This is a genomic window from Litoribrevibacter euphylliae, assembly GCF_042646085.1.
GTDB classification, from domain to species: domain Bacteria; phylum Pseudomonadota; class Gammaproteobacteria; order Pseudomonadales; family Litoribrevibacteraceae; genus Litoribrevibacter; species Litoribrevibacter euphylliae.
Window position 1 is genome coordinate 695561 of sequence record NZ_JBHRSZ010000007.1, and the last position, 24375, is coordinate 719935.

Genomic DNA, 24375 nt, shown 5'->3' on the forward strand with positions numbered 1-24375 from the left:
TGCTCTATGTGGCGCTTTTGGAGGATGCCACCTGAAACACCTCACGATAACCGCCTTGCACTAAGGCGGCTGAGTGCTCTTGATAAAACCCGCGTTCTTTCAGTAGACGATGCATTTCAGGCAGGTTGTAGCCTGGTACGGTCGGTTGGTAGTGATGCTCACAGTGATAATTCACATAGTTGGGCGCAAAGGTCAGTCGTTCCCACCAGCTTGCCAGTGTTGTTCGTGTCGTTTCTCGAACGTCTTTGCTCGATAATTGTGGCATGGCACCATGCTCGGCCACTTGTCTCAAACGAATGATAAATGGGTAGGTGAAAATGTACGACGCCCACCACAGGAGATAGAGCACAGGTTGATCCAGTAACCAGAAAAGCCCAAAAAAGGCACTGTGGAAAATGGCAATGTCTCTAAAGTTTGCCAGCGCAAACGCCATCGTCTCTTGCTGTGTTCGTTGGTTTTGCTTATTGCCTAGTGACACGGTATTACCCACACGGCCGGTATTGGCAAAGAACAACACGCCATAAAGTGCTTTCAACCCAGATAATCCCACAAAGTCACGAAACACTTTACGGCGCATACTGGCTTTGGTGACCGGGTAATTGCGAATGTTGTCCACATCCGGGTCTTGCTCTGTGCCAGTCTTGGTGTGATGAACAAAATGGTAGGGACGATAGAATCGCATTGGCACGAGAATCGGTATGCCGGCCAGCCAGTGACCAAAGTGATCGTTCATCCATCCTTTGGAGAACCAGGAGCGGTGGGAGCAATCGTGCAGCAAAATGCCAAAGCCCAGTTGACGACCTGAGATCAGAACCATAGCCAACAGCACAGTGACAATATTTGCTTCATAAGCGACTAAGGCGAAGCAACCGAACACCACCAGCCAGTTAAAGATCAGCCCCCAAAAGGCTTTGATGTCGTTGGCTTGTCGAAGCTGTTGTACTTCCTCACGAGATAAGTACTCACGTTTTGCTTCGCTTGCGGCTGCAGTTGTTGAAACGTCATCTGTTGGGGATTGTGGGGACTGGGACATGCGACTGACCTCCTAACCCATAATGCTCTTGTTATAGTATGGGTGATTTTTGAGCTCTTAGGTTATCAGTCGGATGTCTTGGTTATCTATTGCTCAGATGCGCCCATCAATAGACCGATTTGAACCGGGCAACTACGACCTGTTGGTTGTCGAAAAACACCAAGCGTTCGCCTTTAACAACCCACATCAAAGGTGATTTGAGCATATCCAGCATGTAGCGTTCGGTTTCATCGGCGCGCCCCATGCAGGCTTTACGCGTACTCGCCATACGGCTAAAGGAGATCAAAGAATCTTGCAGATGGTATTGGCCGAAGATTTGATTACACCCGGAATGACCACTGACTTTTCCCGCTGGCGACAGCTTAATGTAGGCGGCTTGCTCGCCTTCTTTGGTGGTGATTTTGTAGCCCTGTACTTCAGTCAATTGCCACTGAGTTCTCTGCAAGGGCGCGTCTTTATTTCCTGAAAGAGAGGCACAACCAGCAAGTAGGGTAATCATCAACAAGGTTATGAGCTTCAGAAAAGCGGGTAATGAAGGTGAAGTGTTTCTGATCACGGTGTGCTCCCTAGAGTGATTAAGCATGTATCGCTAAGAGTTGACTAGAATAAATGAGTCGTATGAAGAAACAAACACTTTCAAAGCGGTTTAGTCAGGGTTTTGTTGGTCGATATTAGACAAGGGTTGATCAAAAATAATTCGCTCGACTAGGGAACCCGAATTTCTGCAGATCGATCAGCTTAAATTCTGGGTGTGGCAGTTAGGTCGTCGTTAATCTTTATATGACGTGCAATCCGAGCATTATCAAACGGTGGCGGAAGCATTACCGTACGTTAGCGCGGGATTTTCCCCCGGATGTGAAAGCCGCTTGGGTGGATGCCTATACCATCATCGCTGGCGTGATGCAGGGCGGTGCTAATAGCCCGCACGCCAACGAAGAGTAGCTAAACTGGCTGTTCTCGCCTACGCAAATACTGTCACGGTTTGACGACTGATCGCGAGTAATTCGCCATTTTCTGACCAGATCTGAGCATGGTTTTGACCATAACCGTTGTGCGAATGGTCGATTTCAGCTTTGTAGCGTAACCAGCTGTCTGCAGTTAAACCTTCAATGGGTTGAATGAATTCCATCGCCCAGGTCAATGAACTGGCGGGTGCGGGTTTCTTCATTTTCGACAGTTGAATTGGTGGCCAAGCGTCGATCAGGGTCACCAGCGCTGTTTCATCAAACGGCAAGTCACCAAGATGGGCTGCCTGATCTTTGAATTGCATGTAGCCGTCGATAAAGTCGTCTTTACTGCCAGAGAACGGGAAACCACCTGCTGCCCAACGCATTTTGAATTGCTGAACAAAATCCGGGGTGATGCCTTTGATGTAAGGCAGTTCTTGAGATTTATCCACAGGCTTAGGTGCTTCTGGTGCCGATTCGGCTTTGATTTCAATGCTCGACTCGCGATCCGTGCCGAAGCTTGCCATCGCCATACATTGCACTTGATCGTTCTGAATGGCTCGTGCTTCGATTTGCGTTACTGAACTGCCACTGCGCAATTCATTCACCACCACGGTCATAGGTCCAACGGTAACTGGGCCGACGAAGGAAACGCTGAGTGATCTTGCCAAACGTGATGGATCCACATTCAGGCGCATGGCTTTGTACAGAATGCCACCAATGATACCGCCGAAGGTCGCTCGGCCTTGGCCCCAATTCTCTGGAATCTCGATTCGATATTCTGTTTGTGCAGCGCTGAGCTGTTGAATGATTTCGTGGAAGTAGTGCATGACTCTTAGCCTCATCGAGTGGGTGTGAACTCATCATACTGAGCTCTGATGGCAAAGAACCAATGATACTGTTGAATAAAGATCATGACTTTGAGTCATGATCTTTCAAATGCTATGAGTGATAGGAATCTCTATTAATCAGGTGCGACCAGGGTGAATCTAGCGAGTGGTCGCTAACTTCAGTGCTAAGCCAACAAAAATCACCCCTGCCATCCGGTTCAAGAAGGTTTGGGCTTTATCGGATTTAGCTAATGAGTCTCGAAGATGACCCGACATTAAGGCGATGGCGTTAAAGACCAAAAGCGCGGCGACGATGAAAATCACACTCAGTTGTAGCATCTGAAGGCTGACGGCACCGGCTGCGGGTTCCACAAATTGCGGCAAGAAAGCTAAGAAGAAAATCGACAGCTTAGGGTTGGTAATGCTCATCAAGATCCCTCGGAAGTAGAGCTTTTTGAGAGAAACGGGTTGATTGGCGCCTTCCAATGCGGTGCTCTTGGCTCGGAAAGCCCCCCAGGCAAGATAAATCAGATACGCAGCCCCTAACAGTTTCAGCACGGTGAACGCGATTTCAGAGGTCTGAAAAATGACCGCAACACCTAATACCGCAGCGGTGGAATGTACAAGTAAGCCGGTGCATAAGCCAAGGGTTGTGATCATCCCGGCCTTTGGTCCTTGTGTGATCGATTGCATCAAAACAAAAATGTTATCCGGACCAGGAGAGAGCGACAGCAAGATACTGGCGGTAAAAAATAAGCTAATGGTTTCAATGGATAACATGCTGCTCTTCCTCAGAGGTTCCTTAGAACCGGGTTAATTACTTTGCACCTGTTGGGGCGCGACTTTGTGACCTTTGATGGTTGAAACCGATAACCAGCATGCGACCACCAACAACCCAATAAATATCAGGAAGGTGGTATCCATTACCTGCATATAGTTTTGTGGTGCGTCCTCTATGCTTTGCTCACCCAAATAGATGGAGGTAATGGTGGTGATCAGAATCATCGCTAATACCATGCCCAGCGAACGCATTTTGGCCCCCAAGGCTGATGCTAAGCTGTATTGGCTGGGTGGCACGCTGCTCATCACAATCGCCATATTAGGTGAGGAGAATAGTGCAAAACCAAGCCCTTGCGTCAGAATAATCGCAATCAGAATCGGCAGGCCTGAGTGATCGTTCAATTGTAGTGATAACACCAGACAAATGATGGCCATGATGACGCCTAGGCTGGTCATCGCACGTTTATTCACTCGATCCGCAAGACGCCCGCAAATCGGTGCCATGATCGCCATTAAGATGGGCCCTAATACTAGGATTTGCCCTGCATGTTGGGCACTGTAATGACGAACAGATTGAAGGTAGAGACCAAGCAAGAAGGTGACGCCAAATGCACCGGCGTACATAAACAGCTGAGTAATGAGGGCGTGACTGAAATCTTTATTGGTCTTCATGGCTTGTAAATCTAACAATGGGTTTGCCAGTTTGGCTTGCAGTACAAAGAACAGCACCATCAACAATACGCCCCCTGCAATCAGCAAACCGCCATGGCCGTGATGCAGTGACGCGCTGCCAAAGATGAGTAAGCCCACCGAGGCACAAATGAGCAGACTGCCAAACCAATCGAACTTCTCGGTCATAGCTTTCCATTGATGAGGTAGCAACCACACTGCCAACGCAGTTGATATCGCTAAAGGTACGAAGGTCAGGATATAAACGGCGCGCCAGCCCAGGTGCTCTGTTACCCAACCGGCAATCAATGGGCCTGCGGAAAGACCGGCATAAATGGCACCGATGCAATAGCCCATGGTTCGGCCCAGTTGTTCTTTGGGCACCTTGTGAGAAATGATGGCCATGCCGGTTGCCATCATAAAGGCAGCAAAGATTCCTTGAATGGCGCGAACAAAGATTACCGAATAAATGTCAGGTAACAGGCTGATCGTAAAGGTACAGATGCAGTAGCCAACGAGGCCGATCTTAAAGAGAATTTCCCGGCTGGTGGCGTCGGCAATGCGACCCATTGGCAGTAGCAATGCGGCGGATAATCCTAAGTAAACGGACTCAACCAGACCAAGCGCAACGGCACTGGCATCCAGCTCTCGACCCATTTGAGGTAATGTAATCGCCACGCCAGAGAACATGAAAGGGCTGGCGAACTGGGTCAGGATGATGATCCAGATAATCAGTTTGTCGGATGTCTGTTTCATACAGAAAGGATACCTAACGGTCTGGATGGAGAAAAGTTGACCGCTAGGATAAAGATGTTAAAGGCTGGCTTCCAGTCAATTTTCTTTATTTATGACATTGAAAAAATCAATCAATTGATCACCAACAGTTGTTCGATCACCCCTTTTAGGCGATTTGTACGTTCGCTGTTTACGTCCAAATCACTGTAGCCGACTCGGGAACCTGAGCGAATGTGAAGCAAACTTTGGTTTGGATCAAAGCGCAACTCCAAGTCATCCACAAAGCCAAACCAGCTGCTTTGGTATTCTGCCGCCATGTAGAATTCTTGGACGTTAGTAACGGTGCCGCCGTCCTGACGAATGGCTTGTCGTAACGTGATCTTCAATGAATTCCATTCACTGTCGGTAATCAATAAGGGGGCAATGTAATGGGACTGGTCGTCCGGGAACTCACTGTTGACGCAATTCGGTTTGTCCGGGCACGGAGAGAGTAAGCCTTGTTCAAGCCCAAGTGCGGTGTACCCTTGGGATTCATGGCCCAATGTGTAAAAACGTGTGTATAACGCAGCGCTTAAAATAAAAAGCACCACAAATACCCATAACAGGATTTTTTGGAACATAGTTTGCCTTTTGTTACTTATTTTTTTTCTTATAATTTTTAGAACGAGCGCTTGCTGATCGAAGTGCGGCTCCGTAGGCTTGATTAGCCCACTCGCACAAGAGGCGAGAATCTTCCATGGCGTCTTCGGGTGCCTGACTGTAACTTAACGAGACCACTTTGTCTTTCTTAGCGTAAGTGAAAGGCTCGAGCCCCAGTTCTTCAAAGTCAGGACGAGTTTGATCATCCGTTTTTAAATAAAGCACATCGTCTGCAATCAGACCAAACATGAGATCATCCAGGAACAGTCCATAGCCGCCAAACATGCGTTTTGCTCTGACCGGGCCTATCGGCATCAGTTGTTCACAGAGGTAATTTGAAAATTCCGAACTACTCATTGTTAGGTCTGCAGGTGATTGTGATCTTTGATTCTAGAATATAAAAACTAAGTTTGTGTGACGTTGATCAATTTGTCAGTATCTGAATGGATTTTGGCAAGAAAGAATCAGCCACAGTGTAAAATTTGTTCAGAAACAGTCTCTGAGATTGCTGTGTCTGATCGTTGTTTTTGATAGCTGTGGCTGAAGCTAATGAGACTGAGCCCGGAAGATTTACTTCACTGTAATGGTGATTTTCTCAGAAACAACCGGTGGGTTGTGTGGCTGGTGTTTCATATCGCCAAGAATCAGTTGCAGGGTATGCTTGCCAGGTTCCAGCGTCAGCGTGGTTTCGGTTTGTCCGCCACCAAAGTGCTTCACCTCGTTGCTCATCGGTTTGTCCATTGGCGGAAGTTCTTCTGCATCCACCAGTAAATGGTGATGGCCAGTGTGCTTTCGATCCGTTCCGGCAGGAGCAACTCCCATGCCCTTTAACCCAAACTTTACGGTAAAGGTTTGATCGACGGTCTCACCGTGTTGTGGTGAGATGATGTAGGCGTGAGCTTGTGCCGGTGCTTCCGAGCAATGTCCGCAATCCGCCTGAACCTGAGTGGCCCATGCGCCAGACAGACTTAAACTCAATGCGCTTAGAAACAGTGCGGTTTTCGTTTTCATTTTGATGCCTCCTTATCGTTTTTATGGCCCCTTAGTTATAGCCGTTTTTTGCAAAAAGTCTTGCTAAATCTTGCTGCCGCTAAGGTGTGATAAGGGGGAGATGGCCTGGACTGACAACTCTGTGTTGAGTTCTGGTACTTAATGCTGGGTGAGCGGGTCAGTAAGGCCGAGGAATTTGCTGTTTACAGCGTTAGGAACTTTGATACTGAAGAATGCACTGACGACAGATTTTCGCGCCGGTCGGAGAGGTAATCAAGGTACCAACGTCGGCGGTGCTTTTCCCACAGAACGAGCAGCAGGCATCGCCGCCCGTCACTTTAGAAAGCTGTGGTCTGTCGTCCAATACTCCACTGTCGATTAATATTTCGGCCAATTCAGGATCAATATTGTCCGGGTCTAAATCGGTATCCAGGTCGATACCGGTTTGTTGTTTTAAATCCAGCTTTTCCTGTTCGGTAAAGTGAGTTAAGAGTTCTTTTAACTGCTGTTTCTGTTCGTCATTCATCGTTAGATTTTAGCTTTTAGTAGTCCAAGTGCGTATAGCATACCGATACTGACCACCATTACCCCAATAATTTCTATCATGCTGGGATATTCCGACAAAACAGGCATGGATAACAGCAGTGCCACCGCCGGTACTAAGGCGCCGAACACCGCGCCTTTGCTGGCGCCAATCAGGTTTACGGATTTACTAAAGAACAGTAATGCCAGCACTGCGGTGAAGACGCCCTGCATCACACCTTGGAAGAGCACTTCCGTAACCGGTGCGTCAAAAATGGCGGGTTCCGTGATGAAGAAATAAATCGGTGCATAGATCAGCATCGAAAGCACAGACACCAGGGTTGTGGCATGAAAAGCTTCCACCTTCCAGATGCGACTGCTCACCGTGTACAACGCCCATAGCGAACCGCAGAACACAAAGATGATGTCGCCTTTCCAACTTTCAGGGTAATTCGGGTTGCTGACGTCGGAGCTGAAACTTGACCAGCCGATGGTAATAACGCCTGCAATAATCACGGCAAAGCCCAATACCCGGCTCTTGGTTAACTTTTCGCCAAGCAGCAACCAGCTGCCCAACGTCGTGAAGGTCAGCATACAGCTGGGCGTAATGATGCCGAAATGGCTGGCCGGTGCGAAGGACAGTCCGTATAAACACAGTGAGATATAACCCAGGCCTGCGCCACACGCTAACACCAGTCCTTTACCGAGATTCACGCCTTGAAAACGCAGCTTATAGAACAAGGGCAGCAAGATTAACCCGGAGACGGTGAATCGCAGAAACGTAAGATCGTTGGCTCCCAGCGATTGACGAACGCCCAGCGCTGAAATGACCGGCCAAGCGCCCCAAATCATGGCAGCGATTAATCCAAAAATAATCCCCTGAGTCAGCTCTTGGGGAGTAGGTGTTACATCATGAGTCACATAAGCCTCGGTGATCAGTAAAGAGTAATGACGTATTCAGCGGTTCTTAGAACCTCAAATACCCCGAAAGATCGGGGTATCACTATTAATTAGATATAACTATTAATCAGGTATAACTGCTAATTGGGCTATCGCTATTAATAGATTACTAGTTAGTAGAATAGTCAGAAGAAAAGTTTTAACAGTCCGAAAGTGGCAAGACCGGACACCACAGTGAGGAGTGTGTGTCGAGTTTTATACGCAACGGCAAATGCCACAAGGGAAGACAATAAATGAAAGTTGTCCAAAGAGACAGATACAGTTTCGCCATCTCTGATCAGTACAGTTGGAACAATGATCGCGGTAAGCACCGCAACAGGCACAAATCCTAAGGCTGTTTCGACCACATCTTGATACTTTCCCCAAAGGTTATCTTTCGACGCTAAGGCAAATGGAAAGTAGCGTACACCGAAGGTGACCGCCATCATTCCCAAAATCAGCAACACCATTTCAGTGTCGGACATAACGGTGGTCAGTGATTCTGTACTCATAGGTTAGACTCTTGGACGTTGGTTTGGGCGGGACGTTGGATGTTAGCGGCTGCAGAGGTAGAGGATGATGTTGCTTTCTGGCGTATGCTCAACACCGTTGGTATCACAATGGCCACTAGGGCAGAGGCAACAATTCCCAGCTGGAACGGAAGGTCATGACACAAGACTGCTGTTGTACCTGCCAGAATGGCACTCAACCACATCAGATGATTGACCAGCAAAGGGGTAACAATTCCGATAAAGGCAACAACCATCGCGACATCCAGCCCCCAAGCCAGCGGATCTTCTAACTGACCGCCCAATACGAAACCAAGCCAACTGCAGAAAATCCAATTGCTGTACATGAAGCCGTACGAGCCGAAGTAATAGCTGCCGGAAAAAGGCTCGTCCTGGTGTTTATTCAAACGGTTTAATACCGTTGCAAAGGTTTCATCCGTCAAACCAAAGGCCATCATCGCACGTCGTAACTGTGAGTAAGGGCGCACGTGTTTCATCAAGTTTGCGCTGTACATCATGTGTCGTAAGTTCACGATAAAGGTGGCACCTACGACGATCATCCATGGCGTGCCAATCCCCAGTAAGTTAGCGGCCACAAACTGTGAAGAGCCAGCAAAAACAAAAACTGACATCGCCATGCATAGCACTAAAGGCAATTCGAAAGCCTGGCACAAAGCCCCGAATAAAATACCAAAGGGCACAGCGGCGAGCACTAAGGGCAGGGTATCGCGCACCCCATGAATAACCAGCGTAAATTTGTTCATACCAGCAATAAAATCGAAAGTGAATGTATAGGGGATTTTAGTCAATCGGGCGGAGCAGGGATTGTACAAAATTGACTTGTTCGATGTAGATATAAATATTGGGCGGTTGATCAGAAAATTGAGGGGCTACTTCCCTTAGTGCATAATTCAAGCTCTTATCACAGGGAATTAATTCAATGGAAAACCTTGAGCTCTGGCAGTACATCGCCATTGGTTTGTTGTTTGTTTGGAGTGGCTTTGTTCGCTCTGGTTTAGGCTTTGGCGGCGCCGTACTGAGCTTGCCGTTCTTGCTTTTGATTGTGAATGATCCGCTGGTGTTTCTGCCGATCATTGCGGTGCACTTGTTGGTGTTTTCTTCTTGGATAGCATTCTCTAATCACCGTAAGGTAAAGAAAGACATGTCTGCAAGTGGCAATGCCGACAAGTCTGTATCAACCATTGATTGGAAATATCTCAAGTACTCCCTCGGGGTGATGATTGTCCCTAAACTGATTGGCGTGTTTGGCTTGTTGAGTCTGCCGTCCCACATTATGAGCAGCATCATCTTCGCCATTGTCGCCGTCTATGCTATTGGTTATGTGCTGAATAAGCCTTTCAAAAGTAACAGTAAAACGCTTGATACCGGTTTTCTAATGTTGGGTGGCTACATCAGTGGTACGTCCTTGATCGGTGCGCCGTTGATTGTGGCCGTTTATGCCTCGCATGTGGCAAAGCATCAACTGAGAGATACGCTCTTTGTACTTTGGTTTATCTTGGTCATTATCAAGTGTGCGGCGTTTGTTTGGGCGGGTGTCGATTTCCAATGGGTTCATCACTTATGGTTACTGCCGTGTGCGACAGTGGGCCACTTTATAGGCATGCATTTCCACGAGAAGATGATCAGTGCCGAGACGCCGACCTTTTTCAGAGTACTTGGCTCGGTGTTGATTGTTATTAGTTTGATGGGATTATGGCAGGCGTGGGTGTGATTTAAATTTAGTCGCATATTTTGTTTTTATCGTGCTTATAGCTCGACTACTATTGCTGTTAGATCAGGTGCATCAGGAAAATAAAGCATGGAACGAGACAACGATGGATTGGTATACGCCTATTCCTTAAACGGTGAACGTAAAGGACAGGCTCTGGATTGGAGCGATTTAGAAACCGCAGGTTGCGAAGGTGCACCCGCCTGGATTCATTTGGATTACACCTCTGAAAAAGCACAGCAATGGCTGAACGAGAAAAGTGGCTTGGATCAAGTCATTATTGATGGCTTGTTGTGTGATGAAACCAGCCCGCGTTGTACCCGATTTGGCCAAGGCGCGTTATTGATATTAAGAGGCGTGAATCTGGCGCCTAATTCTGATCCTGAAGACATGGTGTCGATTCGAATGTGGATTGAACCCTACCGTATCATCAGTACCCGCAAGCGCCGTTTGTTGTCGGCGCAAGACATCGTAGAGCATATCGAGCAAGGCGTAGGGCCGACCTCAGTGGGGGAGTTCCTGGTGATGTTGACCGATCGTCTGATCAGTCGGATGCAGGGCACTTTGCATGCGCAGGAAGAAACCATTGCGGCTTTGGAAGAGCAGGTCATCGACAGTGCATCACATTCGTTGCGTTCGGAATTGGCGGACTTACGTCGTCAAGCCATTGTGCTACGCCGCTATCTCTCACCTCAGCGGGACGCAATGCAAAAGCTCATTTCGGATCGTTTCTCCTTCATCAGTGATCACGATTATATTCACTTGAGGCAAACCTCGGATCACTTGCTTCGATACATTGAGGACTTGGACTCTATTCGTGAGCGGGCGTCAATCACTCAGGACGAAATTGCCAGTGCCATGTCGGAACAAATGAATAATCGCATGTACATGCTGTCGATTGTTGCGGCGATTTTCCTGCCGCTAGGTTTCTTAACCGGATTACTGGGAATCAATGTCGGTGGCATGCCGGGTGCGGAAGAACCCAGTGCGTTTTGGTTGGTCGCCGGGTTAATGACCGCCATTGCCGTTTTGCAGATTATCTTTTTACGTTTTAATCGATGGTTTTAGAGGTTCGTTTTAATGATTAGTTTTAGTTATATGACCCGTCTACAATAAGAAACTCCGTACATGAAAGATGCGTTTCTGAAGGTCGCTACGGGCAGAAGTGGTTATTCAACCTTGTTTCTGGTCGTCTTTATGTTTGTGGCACCTGCTGCCGTATTTACCGAGTACCTGTGGTTGGATTATCTCGGTTGGTTCATGCTGATTGTACTTGGCTTGTTTATTCTGGTGACGGGGATTGTGACTTACCAGGAAGGGAAAGACAGTCGACAGTGGCCGACAGCGATTGCTTCATCCCCTAAGTACTCATTAACCTGGCACACCGCTAAAAACTCTCGTCGTTACCGACCCAAAGTTGAATGTACCTTTGAGGTAGCAGGGCAAGAATTCGCTGGCGTAGAGTATGATTTCAGCGGTAACTATACTTCCAAAGAAAAAGCCCAAGCCTTGCTGGATGAAGTGAAGCTCATGCAGCCGCTTACGCTTTACTACAAACCCTCCGATCCGACCGTTAATGTGATTCTTCCAGGCCCTCACTTTGTTCAATATGCCAGAGTGTTGTTTGGTGTGGCGATGATGATTATTGGCGCGTTAAGTTGGATGGGCGTGATTCAGTATCGGTAGATGTGATCAAATGTCTATCCAATAGGTAATCTGAGGCTAATGAGCTTGAATCTGTCGCTGGAATACGCCAGGGGTCACACCTACAGCCTTTTTGAAATGGCGAGTGAGGTGGCTTTGATCGGTAAAGCCGGTATCCAGTGCCACGTCGCTAAGTTTCATGCCATGCGATAACAAGGCTTTGGCTTGTTGTAGGCGAATTTGAACGTGATACGCGTGCGGTGGCATGCCTGTGGCCTTTTGAAAAGCGCGAACCAGATAGTGAGGGTTGAGATTCACTAACTGGCTTAGCTGATCGAGCGAGACATTTTGATCAACGTTAGCTGCCAGAAACTCTTTCACGGTTTCAATGGCCCAATGTTCTGTCCCCGTGGTTAACGGAAGGGCGCGGCTGCGATTATGACGTTGAATCAAGTTGCTGATGACCTGTAAATAGCAGGTCTGAATTTCCAGTGTGGAACTATCCTCGGACGCCATTACATTGAACAGATGGCGTAGTTGATTGGCCATCATTGGGTCTTGCACAACTGACGCATCGAAGTAGGGCGTGCCTGTGTTCAAGCCATATTCGTTGGTGATGGACTCAAAATGTTCAGGTGTCGGATAGATTGCCCGATACGACCAACCTTGATCAGATGCAGAGTGGCCGGTGTGTACTTGATCGGCATTGACCAAAATGATGCGATTGGTGCCTGCTATATGTACTTCTCCTGAGCGGTAAAAAGCCTGTGCACCGTTCTCAATCACGCCTATACAAAAACCCTCATGCACATGTTTCCCGAACGTCTGACGACGAAAACGTGCGTCCAACAATTCGAGATTGTTCAACGACTTAACGTGATGGTAACGGGCGGATTCAGTGGCTATTTGAGTCATCTTAGGGAATATATCAGGTATCTACTCGGTATGATTGAACAATTTTCTGATCCATTGGTCAGAGTGTAGAACTTTCTGTGGTTGCTGTTTAGTATGAAATTGACTTTCTTTGGGAAGCAGCAAAACGGGGTGTGACTTTAATATCGACCTTTTCGATCTTTCTGGCCTATATTTTCTAAAAGATTATCGGATACATTGTTGATAATCTTCTCATCACTCGTTGAGTAACATGAAATTGTGTTGATGTTTAAAGATCATCATAAGTTAACAGGATTTTAAAGATGCAGATAAAAAATACTGAAAGTCGTTTTGGTGCTGTGGCTATTTCAGTTCATTGGGTTGCCGCATTAACCATCATTGGTTTGTTTGCCTCTGGTATCTATATGCGCTCTCTGAGCTATTACGACAGCCTGTATCAAACACTGCCACCAATTCATAAAGGCATTGGCATCTTACTCTTTATCTTGATTGTTTTTCGTCTGGTTTGGCGTGTGATGAATGTTCAGCCCAAGCCTTTGGAAAATCATTCAAAAGCTGAAAAAGTCGGTGCTAAGCTGGCGCACTTTGGTCTTTATTTATTGATGCTGGTGGTGATGGTCAGTGGCTATTTAATTTCCACTGCGAAAGGTCATGGCGTCGATGTGTTCGGATTATTTGAAATCCCTGCATTAGTAGCGGGTGGCGAAAGCCAAGGTGACCTTGCCGGAATGATTCACGAATACGTAGCCTACACCTTAATTGGTTTGGCCGTGCTGCATGCGTTAGGCGCGCTGAAGCATCATTTCTTAGATAAAGATCGGACGCTGATGCGTATGATCAAAGGCTCTTAGATTAAAACGACACTATTTAACAACTCTGCGTTGAACGCGGATCAAGTAAGAACTTAACAAGAAGAAACTCATAGGAGACTCAAATGAAATTAGGCAAGATCACTAAAACTCTATTGGCTACATCACTGGCTTCACTAATGTCTATGTCGGCAATGGCTGATAAGTATGTGATTGACACCAAAGGCGCGCATGCGTCGATTCAGTTCAAAATCCAACATTTGGGTTACAGCTGGCTAACAGGTCGTTTCAATGATTTCAAAGGTGAATTTACCTTTGACGAGAAGAATCTGGCTGCAAGCCAAGTAAATGTGGTGATTGACACTAAGAGTGTCGATTCAAACCACGCGGAACGTGACAAGCACCTTCGTGGCAATGATTTCCTAGACGTAAGCACTTATCCGAAAGCTATTTTCCAAAGCACGTCTGTTGTTCCTGGTGCAGATGGTTCATTCCAATTGGTTGGTGACCTAACACTTCACGGTGTAACGAAATCAGTAACGATTGATGCAAACCACATCGGTGGTGGTAACGATCCTTGGGGTGGTTTCCGTAACGGTTTCGAAGGTTCAACGACGATCAAGTTGAAAGACTTCGGTATCGACTACAACCTTGGCCCAGCGTCTGAAACGGTTGAACTGGAACTTCATGTAGAAGGTATTCGTCAGTAATAGATTCCTTTTGAATCAATTCCTTGTTGTTCTATACCTATGGCCTCTTTGGAGACTGAGTGAAAACTATTGCGCTTGACTAGGCGTTGTTAAAATTAACCTCAAAATGCTCATTTAATACACATAAACTGCGCGTTTTCGTTTAATTTTGCCTAGCCTAATCGGCGCTCATGACGTTTTCACTCGGTCTCCTTCGGAGGCCTTTTTTGTGGTTTTTTTTGAGGATTGTTAAGCGATTCTCTTGAAAGTTATACCCCCTCTCTCTGATGCAATTGCTTGTCATTGGGTGTCCAAGGCGAGTAATCCTTTTTGCTGTACTTCCACGCACCACTTAAAAAGATTGGACAGGTTTTTCGAATAAAACGAAGATGCTTTTTCCAGGCTGAGATGCTTTTCAGCTTTTTACTCTTAACCAGAAAATAAGTGTGGATTGAATAGGTGCTCAGCGCAGACAAGGGCATCCAGAAGAGCATCAAGGACAGACTAAATAAAATGGAACTGTGCTTTAGATCTTTATAGAGATCAAAACACACGGCTTGATGTTCCAGCTCTTCAAAGGCATGCCATTTTAAAAATCTGGCGGCATCCGTTGTTTGTTTATCTCCGAACCAAAATGCTTGATCTGTTAACACTGCTTTGCTGATGTTGGCGGTAAAGTGCTCCATGGCTGCGGGAATAGACTCAACAAAGGAGGTCGGCATGACTGACTCTAAGCGCTTAAACAGTGCCGTCTGGATTCGTTCGAATAACGGAATTTCTATAAACCCATGCCCAACTAAATGGGTATTGATGGCTCTGTGATACCTGGCGTGTATGCCTTCTTGCTTGATCACTTGGGTAATTTCAACTTTGAGGTGAGGGTTAGAAATCTTGTCGGTCGTCGCTCTAAGCCTTTCAATAACCAACTTTTCAGTGACGGGCACCATCACGGCGATAGCATGCATGAAATGAGATGCTTCAATGCTGGCTAACCATTGCTCCGGCGTATCAGAGAAATCAAACTCGGGTTTCCGCACTGTGATCTCAATGTTTGCCAGACTGGAACTGGTGTCCTGTTTTGCTGGTATAGTCATACTGTTTTGGTTATTTTAGTTCAGTATTTGAATGTCTATACAGTGTAAGGTTTGGTGGGGTTGGAGTATATGAAATCTTTATTTTTAATCATGCTTATTGTTTTAACAACAAAGACATGGGCCTACACCTGCGAACAAGAGGTGGCCAGAACTTACTTTAAGCTGGTGGATGAAGCCAAAAATAATCGACATGGGTTGATTAAGTTTTTCTCACCAAAAAGCCAAGCAGCAATGAGGTTGTTTTATGAAGAAAACTATTACGATGGGCCGTTTAGGGGACTGGATACAGTAAATGGTTACAAGGAGTATAAAGTTAATATGGAGTCACGCTACGTTGCTACTACTTTTAATATCCTTTCCTATTATGTTGGCTTCTGTGACGAGACAGCGAGCTTAGAAATCTATTATTTAGATACAGTGAATCGCCTGATAAAAAAGGTTATGAATTTCACCTTGTATGATGGCACTTGGTTGATTGACTCTCAATTGATTGTGGCTGTGGATAAAGATGATGTAAGAGGCGTAGAGCTGAACTATCCGATTCATTCTGAAGAGATGGAAGGGTGTTTAATTGATGCCTATTTGATTAAAGACCCTGATATGCGATTACTAGAGTACTACGCTTGCTTTGACTCGATCGAAGATCCCGAGATTGTTACAGATGGTTGATATTGAAGGCCTCAGACCGTTAATTCTAGTCTTATAAGTCTTTAAGGTGGTTGTTTTGACAAGTATTAAAATATTTTATTCACTGGTTTTAGGTATTTTGTTCTCTACTAAAATACTAGCCGAATGCACTTCTAGTATGGAAGATGAATATAATGAAATGAAAGGTGCTATTTATGTTTCCTATCCTTTCAAGGATACGCAGGCCATCATCAATAGATTAGAAAAAATGGCTCAATGCGGTGTTATGGCTGCAGCAGCCGAACTCGGAGCTATATACACAAATGGTAGACTGGTAGAAGCAAACTATAATGTGGCATTGAGCTATGTTGAATTAGCTTATTCTTACCTTGATGAAGGAGATAGATCTTATCGGTTGGATTTTTTGTACTCTTTATTGCTGATGCTTAGATATAAAAGCACAGGCAATGAGGAGTTATTAAATGAGTCAATATCCTTGTTAAAAGAGCTGTATGACGCTGAATATAGTGAGAGGTCTACTTATATGTATGGTGTAGCTCTAACTTCTAATGAACGCAGTCGAAATAAAGGGTTAGATATTATTGATAAGCTTGCTAAAAAAGGATATCAAAAAGCGGTAGATTACTTAAATAAGAATAGGAACCTAATAATGACATGGAGGGAGAAATCATCACAAGATCAAAACTTGTGAAGTTAATTGAGTGTCCACTCCACCTAACGATGGATGCCGGCCCACGCGATTATCGACCTTTAGAATGACCCCTTCCCGGTTGCTTGTGCTTATTATCTGTTCAGGAAAATGAATGAGATAAGGAAAGCAACTTCATGAAAATCTTAAAAATCTCCGGTATCTGTGTTTTAAGCTTGGCCGCGTCGGGCTGTAAGCTGGCGGATACTATGGCTAGTTATGCAGCGACCACCATGTGTACCAAGGTGTTTTTGTCAGGGTTATCTGAGCAACATGTGATGGAAACTGATCTGATACCTGCCTCCAAGGGCGCAGCGAAAGCGGCGTTATTTGATGTGGATTACACCGATAAAACAGTGCTGGTGCGTTTTCTGGATAGCACACAAAAAGCTATCTACCGTGATCAGCTGGGGTGTACCTTGGTTGGGAATGTATCTGAAGCTGAATTACGTCAACAAACCCTGCCTGCACTTGAGCCGCTGGAGTTGGATTCAACGATTCCTTGGCCACAAGGCAGTGCCGGTGTGAGCTGGGTGAATAATGTGGATTTGGAGGCCATTGATGCCGCTGCTGATGGCCTCTTTGAAGATAAGCCAACTTACGACATCAACACCAGCAGTGTATTGGTTTCGTATCGAGGTAAATTGGTGTACGAACGTTATGCACAAGAGTATGGCCCGCAAACGCCTGTCGCTCTGTTTTCTGCCTCTAAAACCCTGACGGCCGTACTGACAGGAATGATTCAGGATGATGGTTTGTTGGATGTTTATCAACCTGCCGATGTAAAAGAGTGGGACAACCCCAATGATCCGCGTGCAGCCATCACACCTTATATGCTGTTGACCATGACCAGTGGCCTGGGCTCTGACAAGACGGATCAGAAAATCGACCCGGATGTGTTTGAGCTGGTGGCATCGGATGATATGGCCTCTGTGTTTGCGCAAAAAAATCTCTACGCTCAGCCGGGAACCGCATGGCATTACAATACCGGTAATACACTGATTCAAACCAGATTATTGCAAGACAAACTGGGCGGTGACTTGGGGAATTTTTACCAGTACATGCACAGTCGTTTATTCCATAAAATTCAGGTGGCTTCAGCGGTTGTTCAGCCGGATAACGCTGGCAACATGGCAATGGGCGCCTTTGCCTTTATGACGCCACGAGACATGGCCCGATTTGGACTGCTGCTTAAAAACGGCGGTCAGTGGAACGGTGAGCAGATCATTCCTTCGGACTGGTTTTCGACCATGTTGGATGCGGTGGAGCTCCCTAACCCCTGGAATCGCGATTATGGGGTAGGCATCTTCCCGAACACCCAGAAAGTGGGCGAACCCTTTTGGCCAATGCTGCCGGAAGATACCATGTCGGCTCTGGGATTAAGAGGGCAGTTGATCATCGTTGTTCCGTCGCTGGATTTGGTGATCGTTCGAACAGGCGATGCTCATGATGAGCAGGAAGTTCTGGTGGATATTGGCCGATTTATTTACGGCTTATTGCCTGCACTTCCGCTTGGCTAGAGAATGCTGTAACGAAAAGGTGTTAGAGGGGGGCTGAGAAAGTCACCCTTCTAGCGTTGTTAATTGCTTGTCATTGGGTGTCCAAGGCGAGTAATCCTTTTTGCTGTACTTCCATGTACCACTGAAAAAGATGGGGCAGGTTATTTCGAATAAAACGAAGATGCTTTTTCCAGGCTGAGATGCTTTTCAGCTTTTTACTCTTAACCAGAAAATAAGTGTGGATCGAATAGGTGCTCAGCGCAGACAAGGGCATCCAGAAGAACATCAAGGACAGGCTAAATAAAATAGAACTGTGTTTAAGGTCTTTATAGAGATCAAAACACACGGCTTGATGTTCCAGCTCTTCAAAGGCATGCCATTTTAAAAACCTGGCGGCATCCGTTGTTTGTTTATCTCCGAACCAAAATGCTTGATCTGTTAACACCGCTTTGCTGATGTTGGCGGTAAAGTGCTCCATGGCTGCAGGAATAGACTCAACAAAGGAGGTCGGCATGACTGACTCTAAGCCTTTCAATAACCAACTTTTCAGTGACGGGCACCATCACGGCGATAGCATGCATGAAATGAGATGCTTCAATGCTGGCTAACCATTGCTCCGGCGTATCAGAGAAATCAAACTCGGGTTTCCGCACGGTGATCTCAATGTTCGCCAGACTGGAACTGGTGTCCTGCTTTGCTGGTATAGTCATACTGTTTTGGTTATTTTAGTTCAGTATTCGAATGTCTATACAGTGTAAGGTTTGATGGGGTTGGAGTATATGAAATCTTTATTTTTAATCATGCTTATTGCTTTAACAACAAAGACATGGGCCTACACCTGTGAACAAGAAGTAGTCAGAACATATTTTAAACTAATTGATGGAGCAAAAAATAATAGGAGTGAACTTACTCGCTTCTTTTCGGAAAAAAATATCGAGACTAGTAGGTTGTTTTATAAGAAAAACTACTATGATGGTCCTTTTCGTGGCTTAGATACAGTGAATAATTATATCGAATATAAGATTAGCTTTGAGGTTCCATTTATAGTCGATATTTTTAAGGTGCTAACATATAGCGTTGATGGTTGTGATGATCATGCGAAGCTAGAGTTATATTACTTTAACGTTCTTGGAAACTACAAAAAAAAAGTAATCAATTATTCTTTGAATAATGATCGATGGTTAATTGATTCTCAGTTTATTACCGTTGTAGAGCCAGAGGATGTTAAAGGTATTGAATTAAACTATCCAATTCATTCAGAAGCAATGGAAGGGTGCTTAATCGATGCTTATTTGATTAAAGACCCGGATATGAGATTACTGGAATATTATGCGTGCTTTGATTCTATTGACGACCGTAGGATTGTACCCTAGGACTGAAAAGTAATGCTTTCCTCACACCGATAACTGAAACACGCTCATATTCACCGCACTCGCTAAATTCAACGATTCAATCGCACCGCTGCCTGGAATCGTAAAGGCGGTGGCATTGAGTGCGGTAAGTGCGTCTCTCGGCACACCACGGGCTTCGTTGCCAAACAGGTAACAGGGGAAGTCGGCAAAGGCTTCGGATTTGATGATTTCCCCGTTCATATCAAGGTAGGCGAAGCGATTAAAGCGCTCAGCCAAATCATCCAGAGACACGTCTAATTCCATTGGCACATGAAAGATGGCACCCATGCTGGAACGCACGACTTTGGAGTTGTACGGATCAACGCTGTTAGGGCTGAGTAATAAACGAAAGCCACCAAACCAGGCCAGTGTTCGAAGGATGGTTCCAAGGTTGCCAGGGTCTTGCACTTCATGTAGGTAGATACAGCGTTCGCTTTTACTTTGATCGGGTGCATTCTGATCCAACACACTTTGATCGGCCGCAGGGGCTGACTCAGGCAAAGGCACACAGGCGATAATGCCTTGAGGGGATTTGGTATCTGAAAGCAGCGTCATTTGTTTGGATGAAATGACCCGCTTTTCAAAAGGGGAAGACCAATCCTGATACTTCTCCGTCACAAACAACTGAATGGTGTGTGGATCAATGCCGGATTGGGTAACCGCTTTTTGTAACTCAAGAATCAGATGTTCACCTTCCACCAGATAGTGGCCAAACTGTTGGCGATATTTTTTCTGGTGGAGCTTTTTGATGTCGTCTAATTTCATGCGTTACGCTTCCCTTTATTCGCCTTTCAAGTCTGCCATCATTTGTTTTGCCAAGGCTTCAGCCACTTTAATGCCATCGACGCCTGCAGATAAGATCCCACCGGCATAACCTGCGCCTTCACCGGCAGGGTAGAGGCCTTTGGTGTTAATGCTTTCGAACTTGTTGTCATCGCGTTTGATGCATACCGGTGAGGAAGTACGCGTTTCAATACCGGTCAAGATGGCATCATCTTGGTCAAAGCCTTTGATCTTTTTACCGAAGGCCGGTAACGCTTCACGAATGGCTTCAATGGCGTAGTTGGGTAACGATGGTGCAAGATCCGTCAGTTTGATGCCCGGTTTGTAAGACGGAATGACTTCGCCAAGTTCTGTCGAAGGTACGCCTTTGATGAAGTCGCCGACCAACTGACCAGGAGCGGTGTAGTCTTCGCCGCCCATCAAGAAGGCATTACTTTCCAGGCGCTCTTGCAGCTCGATGCCCGCCAATGGGCCCTCTGGATAATCTTTATTCGGGTAGATACCGACTACAATGCCAGAGTTCGCATTGCGCTCATTTCGGGAATATTGGCTCATGCCGTTGGTGACGACACGACCTTCTTCGGACGTAGCCGCAACGACAGTTCCACCAGGGCACATGCAGAAGCTATAAACCGCACGACCGTTTTTAGCATGATGGATTACTTTATAATCCGCTGCGCCCAGTTCCGGGTGACCGGCGTATTTGCCCAAACGGACATGATCAATCAGCGATTGGGGATGTTCGATTCGGAAGCCAATGGCAAAGGGCTTGGCTTCAAGGTAAACGCCTTTGCGGTGCAGCATCCGGAAGGTATCGCGAGAGCTATGACCCAGTGCCAATACCACGTAACGGCTTTTTAGTGTGTCGCCATTGGCCAGGGTGACGCCTGTGATCTGACCATCTTCAATGTCCAGCTCAGAGACTTTGCTTTCGAAGCGTACTTCACCGCCCAGAGCTTTAATCTCTTCACGCATACGAGAAACTACACCGGTCAAACGGAAAGTTCCGATGTGCGGCTTGCTGACGTACATGATTTCTTCGGGCGCACCGGCACGAACAAATTCGCTCATGACCTTACGGCCATAGAATTTCTTATCTTTGATTTGGCTGTAAAGTTTGCCATCAGAAAACAGCCCGGCACCGCCTTCGCCGTACTGCACGTTCGATTCGGTCGTTAGCTGGTGTTTACGCCATAACGCCCAAGTGTCTTTGGTGCGTGCACGAACCTCTTTTCCGCGTTCCAAAACAATCGGTTTAAAGCCCATTTGTGCGAGAATCAGGGCGGCAAACAAACCGCATGGGCCAAAGCCAATGATGATTGGGCGTTCCGTTAAATCCTCAGGAGCTTGTGCAACCGGGTGATAATCGGTGTCGGGGGCAACCTTCACATTATGATCGTCTTCAAACCGGGCAAGTACCTCTGCCTCGTTCTTGAGGTCGGCATGAATGATGTAGACGAACTTGATCTCAGTGTTTTTCTTACGTGCGTCGTAGCTGCGCTTGAATACGGTGAAGTCGTTAAGGTCGCTCTCTTTGATGTTGAGGCGTTTAAGAATCGCCGATTTAATGGCGTCTTCTGGGTGATCAAGCGGGAGCGCAAGTTCAGTAATGCGAATCATAATATGTGTCCTGGCTGGTGACTCCAGCAGAGGCTGTTTTGGAAATCGTTGATACGGTTTAAGAATAGCGCGAATTGTAGCCGCAGCGTGCGTAAAAGTCAGTCTAAAATATGGGGTATCAGAGGAATGTTGGCGTGCTTTGCGACATTACGGTTGGGCGAGTACAATGCCGTCCTGCGAGCATTCCTGAAAATGAATTACCGAAACTGAGCATCGAGAGCGAACAATAGTATGGCGAGATCTAAAACCAGTCAGAAATGGTTAGACGAACACGTAAATGACCCTTATGTGAAACGCGCTCAGATTGATGGTTATCGCTCACGAGCCAGTTATAAACTTATTGAAATCAATGAGAAAGATAAGTTGATTCGCCCAGGTATGGTGGTGATGGATTTAGGCTCGGCTCCGGGTGGTTGGTCTCAGATTGTTGGCCCTTGGGTAGGCGATCACGGGCGTGTGATTGCTTCGGATATCTTGCCGATGGATTCATTGCCGGATGTGGATTTCATTCAGGGTGACTTCACCGAACAAGAGGTGTTCGATGAAATCATGTCGGTATTGGATGATCGCCCGGTGGACGTGGTGATTTCAGATATGGCACCCAACATGAGTGGTGTGAACGCCACCGACCAGTACTCTTCGATGTATTTGGTGGAGCTGGCGTTGGACATGGCGCGTCAGGTGTTGAAGCCAAACGGTGGCTTCTGCGCAAAAGTCTTCCAAGGTGTGGGTTATGAGGAATATCTAAAAGACGTTCGCAGTTCATTCAGCAAGGTTGTTATTCGTAAACCTTCCGCCTCTCGCCCGCGTTCGCGTGAGGTTTACATCGTTGCCAAAGGGTTTAAGGGATAAGTTGTTAAAAGGAATTTGAGAGTGGAATACGGAATGGAAGCTTCTACGCCAGTACAGGAATCTAACACTGCAAGCTTTTGGAGACGAATAGGTGCCTTAGTGATTGACGGGGTCTTCCTTGCAGGCATCGGTTTCGGACTTGGACTGTTGTTTGAAAGCTGGTTTGTTAGCTTGGGCGATGCCGCACGGTTAGTCGGCTTTTCTATTGCATTGATTTATTTTGGCGTGATGAACAGTGAGCTTGGCAAGGGCCAGACACTTGGTAAGCAAGCGTTAAATCTTAAGGTCGTGGATAGCCGTGGAGAGTTTATTTCACCGCTCAGATCCTTCGCTCGATATACAATCTTTGCGATCCCGTTTTATTTAAATAATTTATCCCTTTCTCCTGAGACTTTGAGCAACTCTGTCGTACTGCCTTACTTGCTGAGCTTCATTATTTTTGGTGGTATTTTCTCAACCACGTATCTCTATATTTTTAATAAGCGAACCAGACAAACGTTGCATGACTTAATTGTTGATACCTACGTAATACAGTCGGAAGGTGTATTTAATTCTTCAGCATCGATATGGAAACCTCATTTGGCCATCGTTGCTTTAATCTCTTTGGTTTCGGTGGTTGCTGTGAGTGTTATGTCTGAAAAGGTTAATGAAGAACCGTTTTCAGCGATGCTCGCTACTCAGAGTGAAATACTAAAAGTGTCTCCGATAAGAACGGCATCCGTCACGCATAATCAACGATTCGTAACTTCCAGTTCCGAAGGCAGTAAGTCGTTTGAGTTTGTGAATGTGAGAGCTGTTTTGACAGAGAATGAAATTGCCGATAAAGAACTCTCTAAAACACTTTCGGATATTGTTTTTTCTTACTATCCGAATTCAAGAGAGGTGAATGCAGTGAATGTAACCTTGAGTTATGGCTATGACATTGGTATTTGGTCATCATGGTCTCATGAAACCCATTCATACAACTTTACGGATTCAATGTCTCAATAAGGCTATGTGTCTAAGGGCCGACCTTAATAGGTAAAGTGTATGTACATCGGCGAAGTAGCGAAACAAACCGGGTTGAGTATTAAAGCCATTCGGTTGTACGAAGAGATGGGGTTGATTCGCACGCCTAAGCGACAAGGGCGGTATCGGGTGTATAACGAGCAAGACGTTGAGGTATTACGCCTGATCTTTGAAGCCAAGCAACTGGGCGTAACGCTGTCTCGTTTGAAGAATGTCATTGTCTATGACCAGGGCGAGGTGGACTGGGCCCGCATTCGTACGTTTCTGCACGAAGTGAGAGCCGAATTTCAGCAGCAACTGCTTACCATGCAACGTAATATCGAGCGCGTCAGTGAGTGCATTGGTTCTTTGGATGAGTGCTCCTTGAGTGAAGGTTTTTTGAGTGAGCCTTCTTTAAACGAGAGGTCTTAGAGGTCTTGACTCTGCCCTATAGG

The 24375-nt window shown here is 46.3% G+C and carries 31 protein-coding genes; 13 read left to right on the forward strand and 18 right to left on the reverse strand.

All coding sequences use genetic code 11. The features are described from left to right. Positions 1 to 4: 4 nt before the first annotated feature. Entirely contained in the window at positions 5 to 1033 is a 1029-nt protein-coding gene (locus ACFOEK_RS18240) for a fatty acid desaturase family protein (RefSeq protein ID WP_386722910.1), read from the reverse strand. A gap of 106 nt (positions 1034 to 1139) precedes the next feature. Then, positions 1140 to 1589, reverse strand: a complete 450-nt coding sequence (locus tag ACFOEK_RS18245; RefSeq protein WP_386722911.1) for an META domain-containing protein — start codon at positions 1587 to 1589, stop codon at positions 1140 to 1142. A gap of 224 nt (positions 1590 to 1813) precedes the next feature. On the opposite strand from ACFOEK_RS18245, the gene ACFOEK_RS18250 reads away from it, so the two are divergent. Then, on the forward strand, positions 1814 to 1975 hold the full coding sequence (locus tag ACFOEK_RS18250) for a hypothetical protein (protein WP_386722912.1): 162 nt from the start codon (positions 1814 to 1816) through the stop codon (positions 1973 to 1975). 19 nt (positions 1976 to 1994) lie between these two features. Here the strand turns inward: ACFOEK_RS18250 and ACFOEK_RS18255 are convergent, their stop codons facing one another. The 10 genes from ACFOEK_RS18255 to ACFOEK_RS18300 all read right to left on the reverse strand — a co-directional run bounded on the left by ACFOEK_RS18255 (position 1995) and on the right by ACFOEK_RS18300 (position 9357). After that, entirely contained in the window at positions 1995 to 2810 is an 816-nt protein-coding gene (locus ACFOEK_RS18255) for an acyl-CoA thioesterase (RefSeq protein WP_386722913.1), read from the reverse strand. A gap of 159 nt (positions 2811 to 2969) precedes the next feature. Further along, positions 2970 to 3590: a LysE family translocator gene (locus tag ACFOEK_RS18260; protein WP_386722914.1), complete on the reverse strand. Its 621-nt coding sequence runs from the start codon at positions 3588 to 3590 to the stop codon at positions 2970 to 2972. A gap of 33 nt (positions 3591 to 3623) precedes the next feature. After that, positions 3624 to 5015, reverse strand: coding sequence for an MFS transporter (locus ACFOEK_RS18265; RefSeq protein WP_386722915.1), 1392 nt, complete (start codon positions 5013 to 5015; stop codon positions 3624 to 3626). 110 nt (positions 5016 to 5125) lie between these two features. Further along, a complete protein-coding gene (locus ACFOEK_RS18270) occupies positions 5126 to 5614 on the reverse strand; it encodes a DUF1499 domain-containing protein (protein WP_386722916.1) in 489 nt (162 codons plus the stop codon). Positions 5615 to 5627: 13 nt separating this feature from the next. Continuing rightward, a complete protein-coding gene (locus ACFOEK_RS18275; RefSeq protein WP_386722917.1) occupies positions 5628 to 5990 on the reverse strand; it encodes a TfoX/Sxy family protein in 363 nt (120 codons plus the stop codon). 213 nt (positions 5991 to 6203) lie between these two features. Continuing rightward, on the reverse strand, positions 6204 to 6644 hold the full coding sequence (locus ACFOEK_RS18280) for a DUF4399 domain-containing protein (RefSeq protein WP_386722918.1): 441 nt from the start codon (positions 6642 to 6644) through the stop codon (positions 6204 to 6206). Positions 6645 to 6834: 190 nt separating this feature from the next. After that, on the reverse strand, positions 6835 to 7149 hold the full coding sequence (locus tag ACFOEK_RS18285) for a ClpX C4-type zinc finger protein (protein WP_386722919.1): 315 nt from the start codon (positions 7147 to 7149) through the stop codon (positions 6835 to 6837). A gap of 2 nt (positions 7150 to 7151) precedes the next feature. Then, a complete protein-coding gene (locus tag ACFOEK_RS18290) occupies positions 7152 to 8066 on the reverse strand; it encodes a DMT family transporter (protein WP_386722920.1) in 915 nt (304 codons plus the stop codon). 164 nt (positions 8067 to 8230) lie between these two features. Further along, on the reverse strand, positions 8231 to 8596 hold the full coding sequence (locus ACFOEK_RS18295; protein WP_386722921.1) for an AzlD domain-containing protein: 366 nt from the start codon (positions 8594 to 8596) through the stop codon (positions 8231 to 8233). Further along, on the reverse strand, positions 8593 to 9357 hold the full coding sequence (locus ACFOEK_RS18300; protein ID WP_386722922.1) for an AzlC family ABC transporter permease: 765 nt from the start codon (positions 9355 to 9357) through the stop codon (positions 8593 to 8595). The genes ACFOEK_RS18295 and ACFOEK_RS18300 overlap by 4 nt, the downstream gene beginning before the upstream one ends. 176 nt (positions 9358 to 9533) lie before the next feature. Here ACFOEK_RS18300 and ACFOEK_RS18305 point away from each other — a divergent pair, with 176 nt between their 5' ends. The 3 genes from ACFOEK_RS18305 (at position 9534) to ACFOEK_RS18315 (ending at position 12008) form a co-directional block, all read left to right on the forward strand. Next, the gene (locus ACFOEK_RS18305) at positions 9534 to 10325 is read left to right on the forward strand and encodes a sulfite exporter TauE/SafE family protein (protein WP_386722923.1); all 792 of its coding nucleotides are present in this window, start codon (positions 9534 to 9536) and stop codon (positions 10323 to 10325) included. 87 nt (positions 10326 to 10412) lie between these two features. Further along, positions 10413 to 11390, forward strand: a complete 978-nt coding sequence (locus tag ACFOEK_RS18310) for a zinc transporter ZntB (protein WP_386722924.1) — start codon at positions 10413 to 10415, stop codon at positions 11388 to 11390. Positions 11391 to 11450: 60 nt separating this feature from the next. Next, complete coding sequence (locus tag ACFOEK_RS18315; RefSeq protein WP_386722925.1) at positions 11451 to 12008, forward strand: DUF3592 domain-containing protein; 558 nt, start codon at positions 11451 to 11453, stop codon at positions 12006 to 12008. Positions 12009 to 12044: 36 nt separating this feature from the next. Here the strand turns inward: ACFOEK_RS18315 and ACFOEK_RS18320 are convergent, their stop codons facing one another. After that, the gene (locus ACFOEK_RS18320) at positions 12045 to 12881 is read right to left on the reverse strand and encodes an AraC family transcriptional regulator (protein ID WP_386722926.1); all 837 of its coding nucleotides are present in this window, start codon (positions 12879 to 12881) and stop codon (positions 12045 to 12047) included. Between the two features lie 281 nt (positions 12882 to 13162). On the opposite strand from ACFOEK_RS18320, the gene ACFOEK_RS18325 reads away from it, so the two are divergent. Together ACFOEK_RS18325 and ACFOEK_RS18330 are read left to right on the forward strand one after the other, a co-directional pair. Continuing rightward, the gene (locus tag ACFOEK_RS18325; protein WP_386722927.1) at positions 13163 to 13711 is read left to right on the forward strand and encodes a cytochrome b; all 549 of its coding nucleotides are present in this window, start codon (positions 13163 to 13165) and stop codon (positions 13709 to 13711) included. 83 nt (positions 13712 to 13794) lie between these two features. Beyond that, entirely contained in the window at positions 13795 to 14379 is a 585-nt protein-coding gene (locus ACFOEK_RS18330) for a YceI family protein (RefSeq protein ID WP_386722928.1), read from the forward strand. Positions 14380 to 14627: 248 nt separating this feature from the next. On the opposite strand, the gene ACFOEK_RS18335 is transcribed toward ACFOEK_RS18330, so the two are convergent. Then, positions 14628 to 15452, reverse strand: coding sequence for a metal-dependent hydrolase (locus tag ACFOEK_RS18335; protein WP_386722929.1), 825 nt, complete (start codon positions 15450 to 15452; stop codon positions 14628 to 14630). 69 nt (positions 15453 to 15521) lie between these two features. On the opposite strand from ACFOEK_RS18335, the gene ACFOEK_RS18340 reads away from it, so the two are divergent. From ACFOEK_RS18340 to ACFOEK_RS18350, 3 genes are all read left to right on the forward strand, one after another. Further along, positions 15522 to 16121: a hypothetical protein gene (locus tag ACFOEK_RS18340; protein WP_386722930.1), complete on the forward strand. Its 600-nt coding sequence runs from the start codon at positions 15522 to 15524 to the stop codon at positions 16119 to 16121. Between the two features lie 55 nt (positions 16122 to 16176). After that, positions 16177 to 16791 carry a hypothetical protein gene (locus ACFOEK_RS18345; RefSeq protein ID WP_386722931.1) on the forward strand — a complete coding sequence of 205 codons (615 nt, stop codon included), beginning with the start codon at positions 16177 to 16179 and terminating at the stop codon, positions 16789 to 16791. 134 nt (positions 16792 to 16925) lie between these two features. After that, on the forward strand, positions 16926 to 18308 hold the full coding sequence (locus ACFOEK_RS18350; protein ID WP_386722932.1) for a serine hydrolase domain-containing protein: 1383 nt from the start codon (positions 16926 to 16928) through the stop codon (positions 18306 to 18308). 70 nt (positions 18309 to 18378) lie between these two features. Here ACFOEK_RS18350 and ACFOEK_RS18355 read toward each other — a convergent pair whose 3' ends face one another. After that, positions 18379 to 18801, reverse strand: coding sequence for a metal-dependent hydrolase (locus ACFOEK_RS18355; protein ID WP_386722933.1), 423 nt, complete (start codon positions 18799 to 18801; stop codon positions 18379 to 18381). Next, entirely contained in the window at positions 18782 to 18997 is a 216-nt protein-coding gene (locus ACFOEK_RS18360) for a hypothetical protein (RefSeq protein WP_386722934.1), read from the reverse strand. Before ACFOEK_RS18360 ends, ACFOEK_RS18355 begins: the two co-directional genes overlap by 20 nt. Before the next feature lie 69 nt (positions 18998 to 19066). On the opposite strand from ACFOEK_RS18360, the gene ACFOEK_RS18365 reads away from it, so the two are divergent. After that, positions 19067 to 19660 carry a hypothetical protein gene (locus tag ACFOEK_RS18365; protein WP_386722935.1) on the forward strand — a complete coding sequence of 198 codons (594 nt, stop codon included), beginning with the start codon at positions 19067 to 19069 and terminating at the stop codon, positions 19658 to 19660. A 21-nt stretch (positions 19661 to 19681) separates the two neighbouring features. Here ACFOEK_RS18365 and ACFOEK_RS18370 read toward each other — a convergent pair whose 3' ends face one another. Both ACFOEK_RS18370 and ACFOEK_RS18375 read right to left on the reverse strand, forming a co-directional pair. Continuing rightward, positions 19682 to 20443, reverse strand: a complete 762-nt coding sequence (locus ACFOEK_RS18370) for a TrmH family RNA methyltransferase (protein ID WP_386722936.1) — start codon at positions 20441 to 20443, stop codon at positions 19682 to 19684. Between the two features lie 15 nt (positions 20444 to 20458). Continuing rightward, positions 20459 to 22081, reverse strand: a complete 1623-nt coding sequence (locus ACFOEK_RS18375; protein WP_386722937.1) for an NAD(P)/FAD-dependent oxidoreductase — start codon at positions 22079 to 22081, stop codon at positions 20459 to 20461. 231 nt (positions 22082 to 22312) lie between these two features. On the opposite strand from ACFOEK_RS18375, the gene rlmE reads away from it, so the two are divergent. The 3 genes from rlmE to ACFOEK_RS18390 are packed head-to-tail and all read left to right on the forward strand — an operon-like array spanning position 22313 to position 24352. Further along, complete coding sequence (gene rlmE / locus ACFOEK_RS18380) at positions 22313 to 22933, forward strand: 23S rRNA (uridine(2552)-2'-O)-methyltransferase RlmE (RefSeq protein ID WP_386722938.1); 621 nt, start codon at positions 22313 to 22315, stop codon at positions 22931 to 22933. Between the two features lie 21 nt (positions 22934 to 22954). Further along, on the forward strand, positions 22955 to 23923 hold the full coding sequence (locus ACFOEK_RS18385; protein ID WP_386722939.1) for an RDD family protein: 969 nt from the start codon (positions 22955 to 22957) through the stop codon (positions 23921 to 23923). Positions 23924 to 23962: 39 nt separating this feature from the next. Then, the gene (locus ACFOEK_RS18390) at positions 23963 to 24352 is read left to right on the forward strand and encodes a MerR family transcriptional regulator (protein WP_386722940.1); all 390 of its coding nucleotides are present in this window, start codon (positions 23963 to 23965) and stop codon (positions 24350 to 24352) included. Positions 24353 to 24375 lie beyond the last annotated feature (23 nt).